The 21,689-nt window shown below is 65.7% G+C and carries 16 protein-coding genes and 1 tRNA gene; 4 read left to right on the top strand and 13 right to left on the bottom strand.

Annotated features, from left to right (window positions below; translation table 11 throughout):
- Positions 1-89 precede the first annotated feature (89 nt).
- From dbpA to SOM61_RS16835, 4 genes are all read right to left on the bottom strand, one after another.
- The gene (gene dbpA / locus SOM61_RS16850) at positions 90-1,499 is read right to left on the bottom strand and encodes an ATP-dependent RNA helicase DbpA (RefSeq protein ID WP_320475143.1); all 1,410 of its coding nucleotides are present in this window, start codon (positions 1,497-1,499) and stop codon (positions 90-92) included.
- Between the two features lie 28 nt (positions 1,500-1,527).
- The gene (locus SOM61_RS16845; RefSeq protein WP_320475142.1) at positions 1,528-1,785 is read right to left on the bottom strand and encodes a hypothetical protein; all 258 of its coding nucleotides are present in this window, start codon (positions 1,783-1,785) and stop codon (positions 1,528-1,530) included.
- A gap of 71 nt (positions 1,786-1,856) precedes the next feature.
- A tRNA-Met gene (locus tag SOM61_RS16840) sits at positions 1,857-1,933 on the bottom strand.
- Positions 1,934-2,049: 116 nt separating this feature from the next.
- On the bottom strand, positions 2,050-3,219 hold the full coding sequence (locus SOM61_RS16835; protein WP_320475141.1) for an MFS transporter: 1,170 nt from the start codon (positions 3,217-3,219) through the stop codon (positions 2,050-2,052).
- A gap of 69 nt (positions 3,220-3,288) precedes the next feature.
- Here SOM61_RS16835 and SOM61_RS16830 point away from each other — a divergent pair, with 69 nt between their 5' ends.
- Positions 3,289-3,738 carry a winged helix-turn-helix transcriptional regulator gene (locus SOM61_RS16830; RefSeq protein ID WP_320475140.1) on the top strand — a complete coding sequence of 150 codons (450 nt, stop codon included), beginning with the start codon at positions 3,289-3,291 and terminating at the stop codon, positions 3,736-3,738.
- Between the two features lie 21 nt (positions 3,739-3,759).
- Here SOM61_RS16830 and SOM61_RS16825 read toward each other — a convergent pair whose 3' ends face one another.
- Entirely contained in the window at positions 3,760-4,899 is a 1,140-nt protein-coding gene (locus SOM61_RS16825) for a class I SAM-dependent methyltransferase (RefSeq protein WP_320475139.1), read from the bottom strand.
- A 1-nt stretch (position 4,900) separates the two neighbouring features.
- Positions 4,901-5,110 (bottom strand): hypothetical protein, encoded by a 210-nt coding sequence (locus tag SOM61_RS16820; RefSeq protein WP_147934875.1) that lies wholly within the window; start codon positions 5,108-5,110, stop codon positions 4,901-4,903.
- Between the two features lie 190 nt (positions 5,111-5,300).
- On the opposite strand from SOM61_RS16820, the gene SOM61_RS16815 reads away from it, so the two are divergent.
- Entirely contained in the window at positions 5,301-8,192 is a 2,892-nt protein-coding gene (locus tag SOM61_RS16815; protein ID WP_320475138.1) for a glycosyl hydrolase 115 family protein, read from the top strand.
- Positions 8,193-8,269: 77 nt separating this feature from the next.
- Here SOM61_RS16815 and SOM61_RS16810 read toward each other — a convergent pair whose 3' ends face one another.
- The 3 genes from SOM61_RS16810 to SOM61_RS16800 are packed head-to-tail and all read right to left on the bottom strand — an operon-like array spanning position 8,270 to position 12,004.
- Positions 8,270-9,421 carry an endo-1,4-beta-xylanase gene (locus SOM61_RS16810; RefSeq protein WP_147934877.1) on the bottom strand — a complete coding sequence of 384 codons (1,152 nt, stop codon included), beginning with the start codon at positions 9,419-9,421 and terminating at the stop codon, positions 8,270-8,272.
- A gap of 44 nt (positions 9,422-9,465) precedes the next feature.
- On the bottom strand, positions 9,466-10,485 hold the full coding sequence (locus tag SOM61_RS16805; protein ID WP_320475137.1) for a glycoside hydrolase family 43 protein: 1,020 nt from the start codon (positions 10,483-10,485) through the stop codon (positions 9,466-9,468).
- Positions 10,486-10,516: 31 nt separating this feature from the next.
- Positions 10,517-12,004, bottom strand: coding sequence for an MFS transporter (locus tag SOM61_RS16800; RefSeq protein WP_320475136.1), 1,488 nt, complete (start codon positions 12,002-12,004; stop codon positions 10,517-10,519).
- 319 nt (positions 12,005-12,323) lie between these two features.
- Between SOM61_RS16800 and SOM61_RS16795 the strand changes: the two genes are divergently transcribed.
- Both SOM61_RS16795 and SOM61_RS16790 read left to right on the top strand, forming a co-directional pair.
- Entirely contained in the window at positions 12,324-13,421 is a 1,098-nt protein-coding gene (locus SOM61_RS16795) for a LacI family DNA-binding transcriptional regulator (protein WP_320475135.1), read from the top strand.
- 95 nt (positions 13,422-13,516) lie between these two features.
- On the top strand, positions 13,517-14,794 hold the full coding sequence (locus SOM61_RS16790) for an SGNH/GDSL hydrolase family protein (protein WP_320475134.1): 1,278 nt from the start codon (positions 13,517-13,519) through the stop codon (positions 14,792-14,794).
- Here SOM61_RS16790 and SOM61_RS16785 read toward each other — a convergent pair.
- From SOM61_RS16785 to SOM61_RS16770, 4 genes are read right to left on the bottom strand one after another with little or no spacing between them, the layout of a single operon-like run.
- Positions 14,776-16,404 (bottom strand): glycoside hydrolase family 43 protein, encoded by a 1,629-nt coding sequence (locus SOM61_RS16785; RefSeq protein WP_320475133.1) that lies wholly within the window; start codon positions 16,402-16,404, stop codon positions 14,776-14,778. The two genes, SOM61_RS16790 and SOM61_RS16785, sit on opposite strands and share 19 nt — an antisense overlap.
- The gene (locus tag SOM61_RS16780; protein ID WP_320475132.1) at positions 16,401-17,708 is read right to left on the bottom strand and encodes an MFS transporter; all 1,308 of its coding nucleotides are present in this window, start codon (positions 17,706-17,708) and stop codon (positions 16,401-16,403) included. Before SOM61_RS16780 ends, SOM61_RS16785 begins: the two co-directional genes overlap by 4 nt.
- A gap of 25 nt (positions 17,709-17,733) precedes the next feature.
- Positions 17,734-19,104 carry an enolase C-terminal domain-like protein gene (locus SOM61_RS16775; RefSeq protein WP_320475131.1) on the bottom strand — a complete coding sequence of 457 codons (1,371 nt, stop codon included), beginning with the start codon at positions 19,102-19,104 and terminating at the stop codon, positions 17,734-17,736.
- 43 nt (positions 19,105-19,147) lie between these two features.
- The gene (locus SOM61_RS16770) at positions 19,148-21,331 is read right to left on the bottom strand and encodes an alpha-glucuronidase family glycosyl hydrolase (RefSeq protein ID WP_320475130.1); all 2,184 of its coding nucleotides are present in this window, start codon (positions 21,329-21,331) and stop codon (positions 19,148-19,150) included.
- Positions 21,332-21,689 lie beyond the last annotated feature (358 nt).

Below are 21,689 nucleotides of genomic sequence, written 5' to 3'. Positions count from 1 at the left end.
TTTATTGCAAATAATGCCAGAATTGCGCCGGGGATGGCGCTGTCCCGCTCAACCGTGCGCGGTGCTTGTCGCGTGAGCTATGTAAAGGCTCAGACTTCCACGAAGCGCATCTTGAACCAGCGGCCCTTGATGGCGCCGAAGCCCGGTCCAGGCGCATCGCCTTGACCCAGGCGCGCGACCGCGGCCTCCGCCACGGTGCGCTCCAGCGCGATATAGCTGTTGAACTCGCCGATATTGATCTTGCCGACCTGCTCGCGGGTCAGGCCGGCGTCGCCGGTCAGCGCGCCCAGCAGGTCGCCGGGACGCAGCTTGGCCTTCTTGCCGGCGGCCACGCACAGGGTCACCATCGGCGCCTGCGCGGCCGGTTCCTGGTGTTCGCCCAGCGCGTCGAGGGTTTCCCAGATCGCTTCCTGATTCTGGTACTCCTCGACCAGGCGCACCCATTTCTTTTCGTTCGGCGCCACCAGTGTGTGCGCCATGCCGCTCGCGCCGGCGCGGCCGGTGCGGCCGACGCGGTGCACGTGGACTTCGGGATCGCGCGAGACGTCGACGTTGATCACGGTGTCGAGGTCGGCGATGTCGAGGCCGCGCGCGGCGACATCGGTGGCCACCAGCACCGAGCAGCTGCGGTTACTGAACAGCACCAGGATCTCGTCGCGTTCCTGCTGTTCCAGTTCGCCGTACAGCGCCAGCGCCGAGAAGCCCTGCGCCTGCAGGCTGTCGGCCAGTTCGCGGCAGCGCGCCTTGGTATTGCAGAAGGCGAGGGCCGACACCGGGCGATGCGCCTTGAGCAGGCGGCCGACCGCTTCCTCGCGGCCCTCGAAACCGATCTCGTAGAAGCGCTGGTCGATCGCCTCCAGGCTGTGCTGGCCCTCGACCTTCACTTCGAGCGGGTCGCGCAGGAAGCCGGCAGTGGCGAAGCGGATGTCGTCCGGGTAGGTCGCCGAGAACAGCAGGGTCTGGCGATGGACCGGCGTGGCCGACACGATGCCCGCGATCTCGTCATAGAAACCCATGTCGGTCATGCGGTCGGCTTCGTCGAGCACCAGGGTCTGGACCTTCGACAGGTCGAGCGTGGCGCGGCCCAGGTGGTCGCGGATGCGGCCCGGGGTGCCGACCACGATGTGGGCGCCATGCTCGAGCGAAGCGATCTGCGGACGCATCGACACGCCGCCGGTCAGGGTCAGGATCTTGACGTTGCCGACGCCGCGCGCCAGGCGCCGCAATTCGCCCGCGACCTGGTCGGCCAGCTCGCGCGTCGGGCACAGCACCAGGCCCTGCACCGCGAACCAGGCCGGATTGAGCTTGTTCAGGATGCCGATGCCGAAGGCCGCGGTCTTGCCGCTGCCGGTCTTGGCCTGGGCGATCAGGTCGCGTCCGGCCAGCACCGACGGCAGGGTCTCGGCCTGCACTTGCGTCATGTGGTGATAGCCGAGCGTGGCCAGGTTGGCGAGGAAACGCGGTTCGAGGGACAGCGAGGTGAACGAGTCGGATTGCATGGCTAAGCCTCCAGCCGGCAGGGCCGGGCTATTCGGAATCGGGCGCCCAGACCGGCAGGCCGGTCAGGTCGAGTTTGTCGTCGCGCTTCCAGACGGGCAGGCCGGTGGTGTCGGTTTCATCGAGCAGGCGAAGCTGCTCTTGCTTGAGCGCGATGCGGCGCGGACGAGGGCCGGTGCGCTTGGGCACCGATTGGTGCTCGGGACTGGAGCCAGGCAGCGAAACGAGCGGCGCGGCCGGCTCGAAGCCGGGCAGGTCGAACGTTGCGTTGTCTTTCTTGTCTCTCATCCTCTGCCCTCTGCATTTTCTGCCGCAGAAAACAAAAGCCCGGCTCGTTGAGTCGGGCTTTGTATTGAATTTGGTTGCGGGGACAGGATTTGAACCTGTGACCTTCGGGTTATGAGCCCGACGAGCTGCCAGACTGCTCCACCCCGCGTCTGAGAACGATAGTATAGCGCGTTCAGCGGGTATTTGCAATCGACTGTCGCCAATGGCGACAGTCGCCCCCACGGAGGTGGGGGCCTAAGTTAATTTGAGCCACCACAATCTCTACTACGCGCTCATCTTTCGCGTTGCTGCCCAGAACGAGAGCGCAGCCAGGCTGATGCCGCTGCCCAGCAGGCAGACGCCGGTCCAGCCCGCATAGGCGTAGACCTGGGTCGACGCCATCGCACCCAGCCCACTACCCACCGCATAGAACAACATATAGGCCCCGACCAGCCGGCTATGCGCTTCGCTGCCAGTACGAAAGATCATGCCCTGGTTAGTGACGTGGATCGCCTGCCCGCCAAGGTCGAGCAGCACGATGCCGATGACCAGCGCCCACAGCGAGACCGGCATCAACGCCAGTGGCAGCCAGGCCAGCAGCAGCAACAGCAGCGCGCCCAGCGTGACCTGCCGTTCGAGACCATGATCCGCCAGGCGGCCCGCATGCGTGGCGGCCAGCGCGCCGGCCGCGCCGACCAGGCCGAAGGCGCCGATGGCTGTGTGCGAGAAAGAGTAGGGCGCCGCGCTCAGCGGCAGCACGAGTGCGCTCCAGAACACATTGAAGGCTGCGAACATCAGTAAAGCGAGCACGCCGCGCACCTGCAGCACGCGGTGCCGCCGCAGCAAGTCCAGCATCGAGGCGATCAGGGCGGGATAGGACATGTCCGTCCCGCTGCGTTCCAGCCTAGGCAACCGGCGCCACAACAGCGCCGCAAGCAACAGCATGGCGCCGGCCGAGCATAGATATACGCCGCGCCAGCCCGCCACGTCGCCGATGCCGCCCGCCACCACGCGCGCCAGCAGCAGGCCGACGAAGACGCCACCCTGGGTGGCGCCGACCACGCGGCCGCGCTCATGCTCTGCCGCGCTGCTGGCCGCGTAGGCGATCAGGCCCTGGGTCATGGCGGTGCCGAGCAGTCCCGTCAGCAGCATGGCCGTCAGCAGCAGGGGCGCCGAGTTCACGATGGCGACGGCGGCCAGGGTCGCTGCCAGCAGCAGGGCTTGCGCCAGCATCAGGCGCCGGCGCTCGAGCAGGTCGCCCAGCGGCACCACGAACAGCAGCGCAAGGCCGCAGCCCAACTGGGTGGCGGTGACGATGCCGCCGAGGGCCGCCTCGGGAATCGCGAAGTCGCGCGCGACGGCGTCCAGCAGCGGCTGGGCGTAATAGACATTGGCGACGCTCATGCCGGCGGCGATGGCCAATAGCGGGGTGGAAATACGTGAACTCGACGCCATGATTCTCCATCTGGTTGCAAATTAAAACCAGTTGAAGCGTAGCTAAAGTGGTTTTAAAATGCAACCACTATGACGAAAAAAGAAGCCATCAATGCCGAACCATGTCCAGTGGCCAGGTCGGTCGACCTGATCGGCGACCGCTGGTCGCTCCTGATCGTTCGTGACGCCTTCGACGGGATGCGCCGCTTTACCGACTTCCAGCGCAACCTGGGTGTCGCACGCAATATTCTTGCCGATCGTTTACGGCGACTGGTCGAGGCCGGCATCCTGCTTGCACAGCCGACGGCAAAGGGTGGCGCCTATCAGGAGTATGTGCTGACCGAGCGCGGCCAGCGGCTATTCCCGGTCGTGGTGGCGTTGAGGCAGTGGGGAGAATTGGAATTGTTCGCGCCGGGTGAGGCGCATTCGGATCTGGTCGAGAAGAAGACCAGCCAGCCCCTGCGGCGCATGGCGCCGGTGGGGGAGGACGGCAACTTGCTGGCTCCCGGCGAGACCGAGGTGCGCAAGTTGCCGCTATAGGACTGCTTTAATAAGACTGCTTCAGTCAGCAGCGCGCAGGCGCCACAGCGACGTGACTTCCTTCGAACGCGCCGCATGCAGCGGATCGTCCGCATCGCTGGCGCGCGGGTGAACCGGGCGCGTATCGTGGCGCGCCACGACTTCCAGCCCCGCGTCCCCGATCCAGCCCAACAACTGCTCGCGGCTGCGCAAGCCCAGGTGTTCGGCGAAATCCGACATGATCAGCCAGCCTTCGCCGCCGGGCTCCAGGTGCTCCTTCAGTCCACCGAGGAAACCGCGCAGCATGCGGCTGTCCGGATCGTAGATCGCATATTCGATCGCCGAACTCGGTTTGCCCGGCAGCCAGGGAGGATTGCAGACCACCAGCGGCGCGCGACCTTGCGGGAACAGGTCGGCCTGCACCACCTCGACCTGCGCGGCCAGGCCGAGCCGCGCGATGTTCTCGCGCGCGCAGCCGAGCGCCCGCGCATCCATATCGGTGGCGACCACCTGCATCCCGCGCCGCGCCAGCACGGCGGACAGCACGCCGGTGCCGGCGCCGACGTCGAAGGCGAGTTTTGCGCCCGCAAGCAGCGGCGCCTGCGCCACCAGTTCGACGTATTCGCCGCGCACCGGTGAGAACACGCCATACCAGGGGTGGATGCGGTCGTCGAGCGCGGGAATCATGACGCCCTTGCGGCGCCACTCATGGGCGCCGATCACGCCGAGCAGCTCGCGCAGCGAAGCCACATAGGGTTCGGCGGCCGGGCCATATGCCTCCAGGCAGGCCAGGCGCGCATCCGGCGCGCGCCGCAGCGGGATGCCATGGTCGGCCTCGAACGGGATCAGGACCATGGCCAGCGTGCGGGCACGCTGGAGCTGGGTCAGGCGGTGGCGGTGGAAGGCTTCGGTCGGCGTGGCCGGCGCCTTGGGCTTGGCGCGGCGGCCGCGTTCGCCCTTGTGCTCGATGCGGCGCACCAGCGCCTGCAGCAACTGGCGTGCATTCTGGAAGTCGCCGCGCCAGAGCAGGGCGGTGCCGTCCAGCGCCAGGCGATAGGCGGCGTCGGCGCTCATGGTGTCGTCGGCCAGCACCACTTTCTTCGGCGCGGGCCAGCCGCTCTCGGAACGCCACAGCGCCGAGCGCGTCTCGCCGCCTTCGACCCATTCGATGCGCGTCGTCATATCAGTGATGGTGATGCCAGTTGGTATCAAGCGACTCGATATAGGACTTCACCGCGTCCGGGCTGCCGGTCGCGTGGCGCTTCACTTCGCCGCAGGCGCAGATGCCCTGGTAAGGCTGGATGTGCGAGCAGGCAGACACTTTCTGGAGGAAGACTTTGACCGGCTTGGTGCACTTGGCGCACTTGAAGGTCAGGATGCGGGCGGGCTTCATGGATGGGTGACGGTGTGAATGAAAAGAGCGGCATTTTACACCCGCCGCCCTGTGATCCCGACTTGGCGACTCTGGAATTGACAAGAAAGAATCGTCAAACCTATACTCGAATGATCGCGCTAACACTAAATGTTATAAATTGTTATTACAGCGCGCGATGCACCATAACAAACAGGAGACAAGCAAGCTCATGACACTGACAATGAAGCTGTTCCGGCGCGCGCTCGCGCCAGGGGTGGGACTATGCGCGGCGCTATGCGCGGTGCTGGCCGCGCCATCGGCCTGGGCGCTGGGCGAGCGCCAGATCGTGCGCTTTGAGGCCGGCCCGCAAGCCGTGGTGCTGGCGGACAAGGGCCGCGCCGCGCCCTTGCTGGTCGACCCGAACGACGATGCGGGCGTGCGGCGCGCCGTCGCCGACCTGCAGGGCGACATCGCGCTGGTCACCGGCGCCAAGCCCGTCCTCGCCAACAGCGCCGGCAGCGCGACCGACAGCGTGGTCATCGTCGGCACCCTGGGCAAAAGCGCGCTGGTCGATCGCCTCGCCGCCGAGGGCAAGATCGACGCCGCCGCCATTCGCGGTAAATGGGAAGGTTTCCTGATCCAGGCCGTGGCCAACCCGATGCCGGGCGTGGCGCGCGCGCTGGTGGTTGCCGGCAGCGACCGGCGCGGCGCCATCTTCGGCGTATATACGCTGTCGGAGCAGATCGGCGTGTCTCCCTGGAAGTGGTGGGCCGACGTGGTCCCGGCGCGCCAGGCCACGCTGTCCGTTGCGCAGGGCACCAAGGTGAGCGACGCTCCCGTGGTGCAGTATCGCGGCATCTTCCTGAACGACGAAGCGCCTGCGCTGACCAACTGGGCCAAGGAGAAGTACGGCGGCTTCAACCACCGTTTCTATGAAAAGGTATTCGAGCTCGTGCTGCGCATGCGCGGTAATTACCTGTGGCCGGCGATGTGGCCGCCCACGGCCTTCTATGCCGACGATCCGGAAAACGGCCGCCTGGCCCACGAGATGGGCATCATCATGGGCACCTCGCACCACGAGCCGATGATGCGCGCGCACGACGAGTGGGCGCGCTTCGGCAAGGGCGCCTGGGATTACAGCAAGAACGCCGCCGGGCTGCAGGAGTTCTGGAAGCAGGGCCTGCGCAACTCGCACGGCCAGGACCGCGTGATCACGCTGGGCATGCGCGGCGACGGCGACGAGCCGATGTCCGAGGACGACAACGTCGACCTGCTGGAGAAAATCGTGCGCGACCAGCGCGCGATGATCGAAAAGGATACCGGCAAGCCGGCGGGCGAAGTGCCACAGGTGTGGGCGCTGTACAAGGAAGTGCAGGGCTATTACGAGAAGGGCATGCGCGTGCCGGACGACGTGCTGCTGCTCTGGTGCGACGACAACTGGGCCAATATCCGCCGCCTGCCGACGCCCGAGGAACGCGCGCGTCCGGGCGGCGCCGGCGTCTACTACCACTTCGATTACGTGGGCGGCCCGCGTTCGTATAAATGGCTGAACGTGACGCCGATCCCGAAGATCTGGGAACAGATGCACCTGGCCTGGCAGTACGACGCCAAGCGCATGTGGATCGTCAACGTGGGCGACCTGAAGCCGATGGAAGTGCCGATCGAATTCTTCCTGACCTACGCCTGGAACCCGGCGGCCTGGCCGGCCGAGCGCTTGCCGGAGTACCTGCGCCTGTGGGCCACGCGCGAGTTCGGCGCCGAGCATGCGGTGGAGATCGCCGAGCTGGTCGAGGGCTACACCCGCTTCAACGGTCGCCGCAAGCCCGAGCAGCTCGAGCCAGGCACCTATAGCGTGCTCAATTACGACGAGGCGGGCCGCATCGCGCGCGATTATGCGGCGCTGGCCGAACGCGCGAGCAAGGTGGTGGCCAAGCTGCGCCCCGAGCAGCGCGACGCCTTCTTCCAGCTGGTGCAGTATCCGGTCGCGGCGTCCGCCAATATGAACGAGCTGTATGTGGCGGCCGGCCAGAACCACCACTACGCCACCCAGTTCCGCGCCACCACCAATGACATGGCCGAGCGTGTGCAGGCGCTGTACAAGAACGACGTCGAACTGGCGCGCCAATACCATGCGATTGGCGGCGGCAAGTGGAACCACATGATGTCGCAGACCCGCTTCGGCTACGTCAACTGGGAGCAACCGCGCGCCAACGTGCTGCCGGCCGTGCACCGCATCGACGTGCCGCCTGGCGCCAATATGTCGGTGGCGGTCGAGGGCAGCGCCAAGGCCTGGGGCGCCTACGGTCTCAAGGCGCTGGACCTGCCGACGTTCGATCCCTATGTGAAGAAATCGCACTACCTCGACATCTTCAACCGTGGCAGCGCACCGTTCGATTACCGCATCGAGTCCAATCAGCCCTGGGTGGCGGTGAGCCAGGCGAGCGGCAAGGTGACGGGCGAGCAGCGCGTGACCGTCGATGTGCGCTGGGACAAGGTGCCAGCCAAGCCGCAGCCGGCAGTGCTGACCATCACCGGGCCGAACGATACGCGCGTGCTGGTCAATGTGCCGCTGCGCCGGGCGGACATGCCGAAAGGCGCCAAGGGCTTCGTCGAGGCCGGCGGCGTGGTGTCGATCGAGGCCGCCAACTACACCCGTGCGCTGGCGCCCGAGGGCCGCAGCTGGCTCAGGATTCCTGGCCATGGCCGCACCGATGCCGGCGTGACGACCATGCCGGTGACCGCTGCGGCGCTGGACGTGAAGCAGGGCATGCGCCTGGAGTACGACGTCAACACGGTCAGCAGCGGCAAGGTGACATTGCAGGTGACGCTCGCGCCGACCCTCAAGTTTCAGCCGGGCGCCGGCTTCCGCTACGCCGTGTCGATCGACGACGAGGCGCCGCAGATCGTCAATGTGCATGCGGACGAGTCGGAACAGTTCTGGGAAAAGATCGTGTCGGATGGGGCGGCAGTGTTCACGACCGAACACGTACTCGCCAAGCCGGGCAGGCATGTACTGAAATTCTGGGCGCTCGATCCGGGCCTGGTGGTGCAGAAGCTGGTGCTCGATGCGGGTGGGCTCAAGCCAAGCTACCTGGGGCCGCAGCAAAGTCCGCGCCTGTAAGCGTCGGGACGCGTTAACTGAAAAGGGCAGTCCGCATTATGCGGACTGCCCTTTTTTTTGGTGCTGAAGGCGAAGAATCAGGCTTTACGCATCGGCATCGCGCGCAGCGAAGCGGCAATGGCTTCGCGCATCGGCTTGGCGCGCAACTGGCTGTCGTAAGGCGTCGGACGCTGCGCCAGGCCGTCCGGGCGCTTGGCGTCGGCCCAGACCTGCAGCCAGTTCACGTGGTCGGCCATGCCCCACAGCAGGAAATCGCGGCAGGTCGGATAGCTCAGGGTCACGTCGAGATAGTCGCGCGCCAGCGCCGCAGTGGCCGCGTCGCGCTTGGCGAAATCGGCGGGGAAGGCCTTGTCGTTGACGTCGAACTCGGTGATCAGGAGGTCCAGGCCCATGCCGGTGACCTCGTCCAGGAACTTGCGCCATTCGCGCAACACCGCCGCGTTGGCGGGGCCGGACATCATGTCGCCCGCGCTGACATGGCTTTGCAGGCCCAGTGCGTGGATCGGGGCGCCGCGCTTCTTGAGCTCGGCCAGCAGTTTCAATACGCCGGCGCGGTGCTTGGCGTCGTCGCCCAGGCCGGGGCCCATGAAGTCGTTGTACACCAGTTGCGCCTTCGGCGCGTGCTCGTGGGCCTGGCGGAAGGCGAACTCGATCTGTTCGACAGCGCCCATGCGCTTGGTGAACACGTTCTGGATCAGGCTGCCGTCCTTGGGCGACACCGCCTCGTTGACGACGTCGTGGCTGATCACGTCCTTCAAGTGCGTGCAGACCGTCTTGGCGTGCTCACGAAGGATTGCTTCGGCGTGGGCGACCGGCTTGGATTTCAGGTCCAGTGCGTTCACCCAGGCGGGCAGCCACTTCGGATCCTGCCAGATCAGGGCATGGCCGCGGATCGCCATGCCTTCCTTGCGCGCCCAGGCGAACATCTCGTCGGCCGGTCCCCATTGGTAGGGGCCCGGTTTCGGTTGCAAGGCCTGCCACTTGGTCTCGTTCTCGGCGACGATCATATTGCACTCGCGCGCCATCAGCGCGCGGTAGGCCGGGTCGCGGAAACTCTTGCGGGTGTCCTGGTCTTCCAGCAAGCCGATGGCATTACCGAAGCGCATGCCCTTGGCCTTGGCCAGGTCCTTCAGGGCGGGACCGGCGTCTTGCGCGGCCAGTACGTGGGGGGCGAGCATGGCGCCGGCCGCCGTGCCAAGCAGTTTCAGCGTATCGCGTCGAGATGTCATCGGGTGGTGTCTCCTTTAATTTATTGTGGGTGTTGTCGCAGGTCTCAGTCCTGGCGATATGGCGAGATGGTGACGATCTTGCCGTCGTCGTCATAATGCAGCTCGGTCACCTTCACCGAGCGCAGGTGGGTGACGCCGCCCGACAGGCTGCTGTCATGGTAGAAGAGATACGAGCGGCCTTCGAACTCGCAGATCGAGTGGTGCGTGGTCCAGCCGATCACCGGGGTCATGATCTGGCCCTGGTAGGTGAACGGGCCGTAAGGGCTGTCGCCGGTCGCATAGCACAGCAGGTGGGTGTCGCCGGTCGAGTACGAGAAGTAGTATTTGCCGTCGTGCTTGTGCAGCCACGGCGCCTCGAAGAAGCGGCGGTCATGGTCGCCGGCCAGCAGCTCCTTGCCGTCGGCGTCGAGGATACGCACGGCGCGCGGTTCTTCGCAGAGCTCCAGCATGTCGCCGCGCAGGCGCGCCACGCGCGGCTGCAGCGCCGTCTCGTGCGCCGCCGGTTCTTCATGGTCGGGGCTGTAGAGGTTGTCGCGGTACTTCTGCAACTGGCCGCCCCAGATGCCGCCGAAATAGAGATAGAACTCGCCATCGTCGTCGCTAAACACGGCGGGGTCGATCGAATAGCTGCCGGCGATCGGCTGCGGTTGCGCGGTGAACGGGCCGGTGGGCGTATCGCTGACCGCGACGCCGACCTGGAAGATGCCGTCCGGGCGCTTGGCCGGGAAATACAGGTAGTACTTGTCGTCCTTGCGTGCGCAGTCGGGCGCCCACATCTGGCGCGCTGCCCACGGCACGTCGCGCACGTGCAGGGCCACGCCGTGGTCGACCGCTTCGGCGCCCGGGTGGTCCATCGAGACGACGTGATAGTCCTCCATGGCGAAATGGGCGCCGTCGTCGTTGAAGGGCACGCCGGCCTCGATATCGTGCGAAGGATAGATGTAGATGCGGCCGTCGAACACGTGGGCGGACGGATCGGCGATATAGATGTGCTCGAGCAGGGGCTGGGAGATGGCGCGCTCTTTCAGTGCTTGCACGCGGTCTTTGTCGATATTTTCAGGCATGGGTATCGTCTGGTTCGGGTTCAATTAACAATCATTGCTGGGCGGCGAGTGCGCGGCGTTCGCCGAGTTCGCGCTCGATCTGCAGCTCGGTGTTCTTGCGGATGTCGTACGCCGCCAGGCAGCACACGGCCAGCAGGAAGGGGATGGCGGCATACACGCTGACCGACAGGCGCACGCCATCGGCGACCTGGCCCGACTGCACGGCCAGGGCGGCATCGTAGCCATAGGCCGACAGCAGGGCAGCCACCAGCGCGCCGCCGATGGACAGGCCCGCCTTGAGACCGAAGATCATGGCCGAGAACAGCAGGGCGGTGGCGCGGCGGTTGTTCTTCCATTCCGAGTAGTCGGCGACGTCGGCGATCATCGCCCACAGCAGCGGGATCGTGATGCCATAGAAGAAGCCGTACAGGATCTGGGCGCCGAACACCAGGCCGATCGAGCTCGGGCCGATCCAGTAGTAGCTGAGGCGAAACACGGCCGCCAGCAGCAGGGCGGCGCCGAACACGTCGCGCTTGCCGAAGCGGTCGGCCAGCGGCTTGGAGAAACCGATCCCGACGATCATCAGGATGATCCCCACCGCGTTGAACAGGGAAAAGCCCGAGGTGGCGGCGTCTTCCGGCCAGTGGAACTGCGTCAGGCCCATCCCGGTGAGCAGGGTGTTCAGGCCGTCGATGAAGGTCAGGAAGCCGACGTCGCTCAGGAAGGCCGCCAGCGCCGCCTCTTCCAGGAAGTTACGGAAGTAGAAGATGTACATGCCGCCCTTGAGCGACAACGTGATGAACACCAGGATGGTCAGCACCAGCATCACCACCCAGGGGCGGTTGCGCATCAGGTCGGCCACGTCCTGCTTGATGCTCGAGCGCTGGCTCTGGGTGGGGACGATGCGTTCGCGGGTGGTGAAGAAGGTGATCAGGAAGCAGATGGTGCCGGCCACCGCGAAGAACATCATCACGGTCTGGAAGCCGGCCACCTTGTCGCCGCCGCCCAGGATCAGCACCAGCGGCAGCAGCAGCACCTGGATCACCAGTTGCGCGATCAGCACCGCGACGAAGCGGTACGACGACAGGCTGTTGCGGTCGGCCATGCTGCCGGTGAGTACGCCGCTCAGGGCCGAGTAGGGCAGGTTGTTGGCCGAGTACACCAGCATCAGCAGGATGTAGGTCAGCATCGCGTAGATGTACTTGCCGCGCTCGCCCAGGTCGGGCGTGCTGAAGGCCAGGATCGCCACCAGGCCGAATGGCACCGAGGTCCACAGGATCCAGGGGCGGAACTTGCCCCAGCGGGTCGAGGTGCGGTCGGCGATGATGCCCATCAGCGGATTGAAACAGGCGCCGACCAGGCCGCCGATGAAGATGATGCTGGCGGCGGCGTTCGGTGAGATCTGATAGACGTCGGTGTAGAAGAAAGCGAGGAAGGTGAGCAGGGTCTGGAAGATCAGGTTGGCGGCCAGGTCGCCCAGTGCATAGCCGATTTTTTCAGTTGTCTCCAGCGTCGGCTGCGCTTTAATAATTGTAGTCATTGTCTTGTCAATCTATGTGTTGAAAAGCAATTGCAACCATCAAACCTTCGAGCGCCAGCGGGCTGTCGCGAGTAGGCCGGGTTACGCATGTATCACGCTTGACCAATAAAAAGTTAGCGCAATCATTGTTTTCGATTGTGGATGAGATGCCATGCTGCCGTCAACCGCTTTATTGTCAATCCGCATAGCAGTTATAAGCCTCGAGATGGATGTAAGTACGGTGCTGCGTGTTAGAATTAAATCATTAAAGTTCGCGCTAACATCGCGTTACCATCGCGTTACCATCGCGTTACTATCGTTCTGTCAGAGGTCGCCCCGCATGCCTACTTCCAATATCGGACTCACTACCCCAGCGGAGGCCAAGCGCGGCCCGAACATGGCCGACGTGGCCAAGCTCGCCGGGGTGTCGCCGATGACCGTCTCGCGCGTCATGAACGGCAAGTCGACCGTGCGCGCGAGCACGCGCAAGAAGGTGACGGCCGCCGCGGCGGCCCTGAACTACGCGCCGAACCCCGAGGCGCGCCTGCTGGCCGGCTCGCGCCCGATCCGCATCGGTTTCCTGTACAGCATGCCCAGCGTACGCAGCGGCGCCTATCTCACCGAGGTCTTGCTGGGATTGCTGAACAAGGTCAGCCTGAACAACGTCCAGCTGCTGGTCGAGAAGTGCGCCGACGGCGAGCAGATCGTCGAACAGACCCAGCGCCTGATCGACAACCACATGGATGGCATCATCCTGCCGCCGCCGCTGGTCGACAATGCCGAGATCGTGGCGCGCATCGTCGACGCCGGCATTCCTCTGGCCCTGATCGCCTGCGGCCAGCCCGATGCGCGGGCCAGCGCGATCGGTATCGACGACCGCCAGGCCGCCTATGAGATGACGCGTCACCTGATCGAGCTGGGCCACCAGCGGATCGGCTTCATCAGCGGCCATCCCTACCAGTCGGCCAGCGCGGCGAGGCTGGAAGGATACCAGGCCGCGATCAAGACATTCGGGGCCGACCCCGCGGCCGAGCTGGTAACGCAGGGGATGTTCAACTACCGTTCCGGGCTCGATGCTTCCGAGATCCTGCTGGCGCTGTCCGACCGGCCGACGGCGATCTTCGCCAGCAACGACGACATGGCGGCCGCCACGGTCGCCGTGGCGCATCGCCTGGGGCTCGACGTGCCGGGCGATATCACGGTGGTCGGCTTCGACGACACCGCGCTGTCGACCACGATCTGGCCGGCGCTCACCACCGTGCGCCAGCCGACCATGGACATGGCCGAGGCGGCGATCGAATGCATCGTCCAGCGCGTGACGGCCGAGCGCAACGGCTTGCCGGCCGCTCCCGAGCACATCAGGACCGAGTTCACACTGGTGCGGCGCCAGTCCGACGCGGCGCCGCGGATCCGGCCGCCGGTGCGCATCTTCGCCTGAAACTTTCGTTTACGTCCGGTTTGGTTGGGCTATCATTGGCGTTACAGATTTGGTAGTCCTGCCTCCCGCAGGCCATGCCATCACCGGAGACCATCTTGATTACTTTACGTCGAGGCCGCCTGGCCATTGCCGTCCTGGCCGCGTTAGGCCTGGGCGCCTGCGCATTCCCACCGTCTGCCAACGATAGCGGCGCGCGCCACTGGGTCGCCAGTTGGGGCACGTCCCAGATGTCGTACGGCCAGGCCGAAGCCATGCCGGCCGAGTTGTGGAAGGACGGCACCGTGCGCCAGGTCGTGCGCCTGTCGCTTGGCGGCAGCCAGGTCCGGGTCCGGATCAGCAATGCCTATGGCAGCGATATGCTGGTCGTGAACGAGGCCAGCATCGCGCGCGCGGTGCGGCCCGGTTCATCCGAGGTCGTGGCGGGCTCGCTCCAGCCTCTTCGCTTCAATGGCAGCAGCGCGGTGCGCATACCGGCGGGCGCCGAATACGTCAGCGATCCGGTCGATTTGGCGGCGGCCAGCGGCCTCGATGTCGCGGTCACCATGCACCTGGCGAATGCGGCGGGCCAGCAGACCGGCCACGCCGGCGCGCGCACCACGACTTACCTGGCCCCGGGCCGCCAGACCATGGCCGCGAGTCTCCCGGACGCGAAGACCGTCACGCGCTGGCACCAGTTGGCCGACATCGAAGTCAGCGCGGCGCCGCTCGCGCGGGCCGTGGTCGTGATCGGCGATTCGATCACCGACGGCTACGGCGCCACCACGGACGCCAACAACCGCTGGACTGATCACCTGGTGCAGCGCATCGCCCAGGACGGCAAGCGGCAGCTGGCCGTGATCAATGCCGGCATCGGCGGCGGCCGCCTGCTGCGGGAGGGCCTTGGCCCGAGCCTCATCACGCGCTTCGAGCGCGATGTCCTGGCGCGCAATGGCGTGAGTCATGCGGTCGTCTTCATCGGCGTCAACGACATCGGCGTGCTGCGCCGTTCGAAGGAAGACACGCCGCAGGCGATCGAGGCGATGCTGGAGGACTTGAAACAAGCCCATTTGCAGATGATCGCGCGCGCCCATTCAAAAGGGATCTGTGTGATCGGCGCGACCATCACGCCGTTCATGGGCAGCGGCTACTACGCGCCGGCGCAGCACAATGAAGCGCTGCGCCAGGCGGTCAACGATTGGGTACGGAGTGAGAAGGCCTTCGACGGCGTGCTGGATTTCGACGCGGTATTGCGCGATCCGTCGCGGCCGTCCTATCTCGCCAAGGCCCACGACAGCGGCGACGGCCTGCATCCGTCGCATGCGGGTTATGCCGCGCTGGCAGCGGCGGTGCCGCTGCAGCAGTTCGACAACTGCGCCTACAGCCGGCTGAGGTAGGGCCGTTCGCGGTACTCGAAATAATCGAAGTCGGCGGGCAGCGCGGTGCCGGCCATGTCCTGGCAGGCCATGCCGACGAAGGCGCCCGTGAAATTGGGCTGGCCGGGCGCGCTGGCCTCGTCCGACAGGATGCTGGCGTCGAACTGCTGCGGCAGCCACTGCCAGGGATCGTCGCCCACGCGATAGCCGAACACAAGGCGTTCCTCGTCCACCTCCACCCGCAGTTGCACCGGCACGCCAGCGGGCAGGGCGATCGGCGCGGTAAAGGCATCCGCCTGCAGGTGGTTGGGCAGGCTGCTCATCACGCGCAGGTGCTTGCCGGTGTCGTCGTCGTGCGTGATGTACAGGTAGTGGAACTTGGCGGCGCCGTAGTAGCAGACCAGGCCCGCCTGCTGCTGGAAGTGTTCCGGCTCGAATTCGACCGACGTCGACGCGCTGAAGCAGTGCGCCTGCTGGCGCCGCGCCACCAGCGCCTGGCGGAAGGTGCTGCCCAGGCTCTCGCGCCCGAACAGGCGCAGGTGGCCGGGGCGTTCCGTGAGGCTGAACAGCTCTTCGGGATACGGCGTGCGCAGCCACTGGAAATCGATCGGCAACTGCGGCGAGTCGAATTCGGCCCGCGCGGGCGCGGCGTCGAAACGGTGTTCGGGCAGGCCGGGCGCCGGCACCTCCAGCTGCGGCATGCCTTCGCCGTCGAGCGTGCGCAGCCAGCCGTCCTCTCCCCACACCACTTCCTGGATCGCGGTCTCGCGCCCCAGGGTGCAGGTGCCGCGGTTGCGCAGCGGCCGGCCGCACAGGTAGACCATATACGTGCGGCCATCGGGCGTGTCGACCAGGTCGGCGTGCCCGGCGCGCTGCAGCGCGGCGTCGGGCCGCGCGCGCGTGGTGAGGACGTTCACGTCCGGGTGCAGCTCATAGGGTCCGAGCAGCTCGCGCGAACGCGCCATGGTCACGCCATGGTTCCATCCGGTGCCCCCTTCTGCGGTGAGCAGGTAGTAATAACCGTTGCGGCGGTACAGGTGCGGCGCTTCGGTCAATCCGTGTTCGGTCCCGGCGAAGATATTGCTGCGGCTGCCGACCAGGCGCCGCTCCTCGACCGAATACTCTTGCAGCACGATGCCGGCGAAGCGCTTGCCGCCAGGGCGGTGATCCCACAGCTGGTTCAGGAAGTACTTGCGCCCGTCGTCGTCGTGGAACAGCGACGGATCGAAGCCGCTGCTGTTCATGTGCACCGGATCCGACCACGGCCCGTCGATGCTCGGGCTGGTGACCAGGTAGTTGTGGAAATCGCGCAGCGAGGCGCTGCCGCCGGCGCCGCCGGTCGAGGTGCGGCCGTAACGCTTGACGTCGGTGTAGATCAGCCAGAACAGGCCGTCGGCATACGTCAGGCACGGGGCCCACACGCCGCAGGAATCGGGCGCGCCGCGCATGTCGAGCTGGCTGGCGCGATTGAGCGGCCGGCCGGCCAGGCGCCAGTTCACCAGGTCGCGCGAATGGTGGATCTGCACCCCCGGATACCATTCGAAGGTGGAGGTGGCGATGTAGTAGTCGTCGCCGACCCGCACGATGGACGGGTCGGGATTGAATCCGCGCAGGATCGGGTTGTGGATCATGTCTTTTGTATCGAGAGAGGTTGCGCCGGCTCAGGTACAGGCTCACGCACCAGGGTCCACAGCAGCACCGCCGCGATCAGGTCGAGCACCGCCAGGCTGACGAAGAAGGGCGTGTAGCCGACGCTGGCCAACAGGGTGCCGATCAGCAGCGAGAAGATGAGCAGGCCCAAGTTACCGAAGGTGCCGCACATGCCGGCCACGGTGGCCACCTCGTTGCGCCGGAACAGGTCGGACGACATGGTGATGACGGTGACCGACAGCGTCTGGTGGGCAAAGCCGGCAAGGCTGAGCAGGGCGATCGCGGCGTAGGCATTGTCGACGTAGCCGACGAAGGCCACGCCCATCATCATGATGGCGCCGAGCGTGAACGCGCCGCGCCGGGCGTTGATCAGGCGTACGCCGCGCTTTTGCAGGGCCAGCACCACCACCGGACCGAACATGCAGCCCAGGTCGGCCGCCAGGAAAGGCAGCCAGGCGAACATGGCGATGTCCTTGAGCTCGAAGCCGCGCACCGTGGTCAGGTACAGCGGCACCCAGAACGCCAGCGTGCCCCAGGCCGGATCGGCCAGGAAGCGCGGCAGGGCGATGCCCCAGAAATTGCGTTTTCTAAGGATGCTGACGATGGACGGCTTGCTGCCGTCGCCGGCGAGGTGATCTTCCTGCCCGGCGGCGATGTACTCGGCCTCGTCTTTTGACAGGCGGCGGTGGCGCTTCGGCGCGTCGTACAGCAGCAGCCAGGCGCATACCCACACCAGGCCCAGCGCGCCGGTGATCACGAAGGCCGATTGCCAGTTGTAGTGCAGGATGGCCCACACCACCAGCGGCGGGGCCAGCATCGAGCCGAACGAGGCGCCGATATTGAAGACGCCGCCCGCCAGGCCGCGTTCCTTGGCCGGGAACCATTCGGACACCGCCTTCATCCCGGCCGGGTTGGCCGACCCTTCGGCCAGGCCGAGCAGGCCGCGCAGGATGGCCAGGGTCTGCCAGTTGGTGGCCATGCCGTGCGCCATGCAGATCAGCGACCAGGCGGTGGCGAAGATCGCGAAACCATATTTGAGGCCGATCACGTCCAGCACGTAGCCGCACAGCGGCTGCAGCATGATCGCGCCCTGGAAGGCCGCGGTGATGTATGCGTATTCCTGGGTCGTGATATTCAGCTCGGTCAGGAGCGTAGGGGCCGCGACGGCCAGCGAGCTGCGGGTCAGGTAGTTGACCACCGCGCCCAGCATGATCAGGCTGATCATCCACCAGCGCAGGCCGCGGACGGTGCCGCCCCGGACCCGGCCCAGCACTGCCGCGATCATCGGGCATCCTTCATCGGCGCCGCCTTCATGGCTTCACCATGCTGGGGCGCTTCGGATCGTAGACGAAGTCAGGCACCAGGTAGCGCATCGCCATCGCGTCGTCACGGGCGCCGCCGGCCACCTTCTTGTACAGTTCATGCGCCGCGTTGATCTGGTCCATGTCGGGCTCGATACCCAGGCCCGGACGCTCCGGCACCGCAACCTGGCCGCCGACGATCTGCAACGGCTCGGTCGTCAGCCGTTCGCGGCCTTCCTGCCAGATCCAGTGGGTGTCGATCGCCGTGATCGTTCCCGGCGCGGCAGCCGCGCAATGGGTGAACATCGCCAGCGACACGTCGAAGTGGTTGTTCGAGTGCGAGCCCCAGGTCAGGCCCCAGTCGTGGCATAGCTGCGCCAGGCGCACCGAACCCTGCATGGTCCAGAAATGCGGATCGGCCAGCGGGATGTCCACCGCGCCCAGCAGGTGCGAATGGGCCATCTGGCGCCAGTCGGTGGCGACCATATTGGTGGCGGTGCGAATGCCCGTGGCGCGCTTGAATTCGGCCATGATCTCGCGGCCCGAATAACCACCCTCGGGGCCGCACGGGTCTTCGGCATAGGCCAGCAGGTGGCCCTGGCCGCGGCAGGCGTCGATCGCCTCGCGCAGCGACCAGGCGCCGTTCGGGTCGAGCGTCACGCCGGCGTCGGGGAAGCGGCGCTTGATCGCGGCGACGGCTTCCATCTCTTCTTCGGCGCGCATCACCCCGCCCTTGAGCTTGAAGTCCTTGAAGCCATATTGCTCGACCGCCGCTGCGGCCATGTCCCCGATCGATTCGGCAGTGAGTGCTTCCTGGTTGCGAACCCGGTACCAGCCGTCGCGGCCGGCATCAATATCGTAACCGAGGTCGGTGTGGCCACGGTCGCCGATATAGAACAGATAGGCCAGCATCGGCACGTGGCTGCGCTGCTGGCCGTCGCCCAGCAGCTCGCACAGCGGCACGCCCATGAACTGGCCGAGCAGGTCGAGCAGGGCCGCCTCGACCGCCGTCACCACGTTCTCGAGACGCAGGTTGATCTCGTGCGGCTGCTTCATCACCGCCGCTTCGGCGCTGGACGTGACCTGGTGGCTGACGCCCGAGATGGCGGCGCGCAGGCGGTTCAGGGTACGGCGGTGGTGGCCGATCTCGGTGCCTTGTACCAGTGGCACCAGCTTTTGCAGGGCCAGCAGGATGCCGTTCGAGCCGGGCACCTCGCCCATGCCGGTGCGGCCGGCGCTGTCTTTCAACAGCACCAGGATGCGGGTGAAGTAGGGCGCATGGGCGCCGCACAGGTTGAGCAGCATGCTGTCGCGGCCCGCGACCGGGATCACCTGCATCTCCACGATGGTCGGGGTGGCGGCGCGTTGAATCGGGTTCATCTATGCATCTCCAGAAGTCATTCAGGCAAACAGGGCGAGTCGCTCAAATCCCCGGGGCATACGGGAAGCGGATCGACTTGTAGTGTTCGAGCGATTGCGCAGGCTTGCGCACGCCGGCCGGCAGGGGCAGCCCGGACACTTCCTGGAAATAGGCGAGGCTGGCGTCGCGCCACCATTGCGCTTCGACGTGCTGCTGGGCCAGGCGCTGGGCGGTATCCGCGAAACGCTGGGCGTCGACGAAGGGCTTCATACGCTGCCACTCGGCCTGCATCGCGGCGGCTTCGGTCACGCCGTGGTCGTAGCGCACGACCAGTTCTTCCCACAGGGTGCGGCCGGACGCCATGCGGTAATCCCACGGCAGGCGATGGAACCAGAGCAGTAGCTCGGGCGGGGTGGTCTTGGGATCGGCGAAGCGGCGCGCCACCTCGGGTGCATACTGGGCCACGGCATTGCTGCCCTTCGCGGTGCGGTCGAAGCCGATGCCGTCGCGGCCAGCGCGGTGGTAATAGATCGGATTCCAGTCGGCGCGTTCCAGGTTGTCGACCCAGGGCGCCGGACCATGGTGGTGGCTGCTGCCCATCACGTGGTTCAGGCCGAGCGGCGTCATGTAGTCGACCACGGCTTCGCGCGAACGCATCATCATGTTCACGACCGGGTCCAGCAGGCGCGCGTCCGGGCTGAAGGTCTGGGCCGCCCATTCGCGTGCGATGACGCGGCTGTCCAGGCCCTGGTCCCAGGCCATGCGGCCATACATATACCAGTTGGACTGGTCGAAGATCGAACCGCTCCAGCTGCGGCTGCTGCCGATATTGGCCACCCCCGCGATGCCGCCGACGCGGCCCTGCTTGCCCTGGATGGTGTCGGCCACGGTCAGCTTGCGTCCTCCGATGCGGGTATCGAAGTCCAGGGTTTCCTGGAACATGGGGCCGAGATAGGCCAGGTGGGTGGCGAAGCCCAGGTATTCCTTGGTGATCTGGAATTCCATGATCAGCGGCGTCTTCGGCATCGCGCCGAATATCGGGTGGGCCGGCTCGCGCGGCTGGAAGTCGATCGCGCCGTTCTTCACCTGCACCAGCACGTTGTTATCGAACTTGCCATCCAGCGGGATGAACTGGTCGTAGCCCTCGACCGCGCGGTCGTGCGCCTTGCCCGCCTTCGATTCCTCGGGCGAGGCGTACACGAAGGCGCGCCACATCACGATGCCCTTGTGCGGGGCCACGGCGCGCGCCAGCATATTGGCGCCGTCGGCGTGGTTGCGGCGATAGTCCTGCGGACCTGGCTGGCCTTCGGAATTGGCCTTGACCAGGAATCCGCCGAAATCGGGGATGGTGCGGTAGATCTCGTCGGCCTTGTTCTTCCACCAGGCGGCCACTTCCGGGTCGAGCGGATCGGCCGTCTTCGTCTGCTTCATCTCGAGCGGGGTCGACCAGCGCACCGACAGGTAGACGCGGATGCCGTAGGGACGCAGCACGTCGGCGATTGCGGCGGCCTTGGCGATGAAGGGCGCGCCGAGCACCTCGGCCTTGGAGTTCACATTGTTCAACACGGTGCCGTTGATGCCCAGCGAGGCATTGGCGCGCGCATAGTCGGTATAGCGCGGATCGATGATGTGGGGGAGTTCCCACCAGTTCCAGATCGACTCGCCGGCATAGCCGCGCTCGACGCTGCGATCGAGATTGTCCCAGTGGTTCAGCACGCGCAGCGGCAGGGTGGGGCTGGAGGACAGCGCGATCTTGTCTGCGCCTTTGCCCGATGGGAGCTGCAGCTCGCGCAGCCAGGCGAAGCTGCCATACAGCAGGCCGGCATCGGTATTGGCGGCCACCAGGGTGACGGCGACGCCATTCAGTTTCGCGCGCCGTACCAGATAGCCCTCGTCGCCAAGCTTTTTCAATTGATCGCGTACGGCGGACGCGGCATCCAGGCCGGCCGGCAAGTCGGCGCCGCGCGCCAGCACGATGGTATCAAGGCGCGCTTTGTCGACGACGCCTGGCGCCTTGCCCAGCATTCCCTGCAGGGCGCGTTGCAGTTCGGCGCGTGCAGCGCCCTTGGTGGGGCTGTCGGCGCCGAGCACCAGGATCGAGTCCGGCAGTTGCGCGCGCTGGGCTGTGGGGAGGGGTTGATAGCGCAACCAGAGCTGGTAACCATCCTCTGCGGCGGCATGGGTCGGGATGCAGAGCAGCATGCCGAAAAGAAACGCGGCCCAGAGCCGCCCGAAGAGTCGATGCATGAGGTTGTCTCCATGTTTTTTGATCCGGAATGTTTGTTTTGTATCATCCGGCTCCGGGAATGTTAGCGCGAACCTTTTCGATTTGAAAGCGTTTTGTTGCACGGATCATGGCAAGAAGGCGCCCGATGGCGGTTCGGCCGGCGACGCGTCAGGAGCGCTTGGTATGCATAACATTCGCGCTTTAGCCACGTTCGGAATATTTTGTTGACAATCATTATTTTTGACCAGTAGACTGGGATGGTTGCGATAACATTCGTGTTAATAGAGATGTTCGTAACATGTGCTTGAAGTAAAAAAATAACGAGGAGATAAGCATGCAACAACGAGACGTCGCAGTACGTCCGGCCATGCCGTCTGG

It is taken from the genome of Massilia sp. CFBP9012 (genome assembly GCF_034045115.1).
Classification (GTDB): Bacteria; Pseudomonadota; Gammaproteobacteria; order Burkholderiales; family Burkholderiaceae_D; genus Telluria.
The sequence above is the reverse complement of the archived record's forward strand: the minus strand, read 5'-3'. Positions and strand labels throughout refer to the sequence as shown.

What these genes read in the sequence shown, in the direction of transcription:
- dbpA (WP_320475143.1), bottom strand. Translation starts at nt 1,499, where the DNA reads ATGCAATCCGACTCGTTCACCTCGCTGTCCCTCGAACCGCGTTTCCTC.
- SOM61_RS16845 (WP_320475142.1), bottom strand. Translation starts at nt 1,785, where the DNA reads ATGAGAGACAAGAAAGACAACGCAACGTTCGACCTGCCCGGCTTCGAG.
- SOM61_RS16835 (WP_320475141.1), bottom strand. Translation starts at nt 3,219, where the DNA reads ATGGCGTCGAGTTCACGTATTTCCACCCCGCTATTGGCCATCGCCGCC.
- SOM61_RS16830 (WP_320475140.1), top strand. Translation starts at nt 3,289, where the DNA reads ATGACGAAAAAAGAAGCCATCAATGCCGAACCATGTCCAGTGGCCAGG.
- SOM61_RS16825 (WP_320475139.1), bottom strand. Translation starts at nt 4,899, where the DNA reads ATGACGACGCGCATCGAATGGGTCGAAGGCGGCGAGACGCGCTCGGCG.
- SOM61_RS16820 (WP_147934875.1), bottom strand. Translation starts at nt 5,110, where the DNA reads ATGAAGCCCGCCCGCATCCTGACCTTCAAGTGCGCCAAGTGCACCAAG.
- SOM61_RS16815 (WP_320475138.1), top strand. Translation starts at nt 5,301, where the DNA reads ATGACACTGACAATGAAGCTGTTCCGGCGCGCGCTCGCGCCAGGGGTG.
- SOM61_RS16810 (WP_147934877.1), bottom strand. Translation starts at nt 9,421, where the DNA reads ATGACATCTCGACGCGATACGCTGAAACTGCTTGGCACGGCGGCCGGC.
- SOM61_RS16805 (WP_320475137.1), bottom strand. Translation starts at nt 10,485, where the DNA reads ATGCCTGAAAATATCGACAAAGACCGCGTGCAAGCACTGAAAGAGCGC.
- SOM61_RS16800 (WP_320475136.1), bottom strand. Translation starts at nt 12,004, where the DNA reads ATGACTACAATTATTAAAGCGCAGCCGACGCTGGAGACAACTGAAAAA.
- SOM61_RS16795 (WP_320475135.1), top strand. Translation starts at nt 12,324, where the DNA reads ATGCCTACTTCCAATATCGGACTCACTACCCCAGCGGAGGCCAAGCGC.
- SOM61_RS16785 (WP_320475133.1), bottom strand. Translation starts at nt 16,404, where the DNA reads ATGATCCACAACCCGATCCTGCGCGGATTCAATCCCGACCCGTCCATC.
- SOM61_RS16780 (WP_320475132.1), bottom strand. Translation starts at nt 17,708, where the DNA reads ATGATCGCGGCAGTGCTGGGCCGGGTCCGGGGCGGCACCGTCCGCGGC.
- SOM61_RS16775 (WP_320475131.1), bottom strand. Translation starts at nt 19,104, where the DNA reads ATGAACCCGATTCAACGCGCCGCCACCCCGACCATCGTGGAGATGCAG.
- SOM61_RS16770 (WP_320475130.1), bottom strand. Translation starts at nt 21,331, where the DNA reads ATGCATCGACTCTTCGGGCGGCTCTGGGCCGCGTTTCTTTTCGGCATG.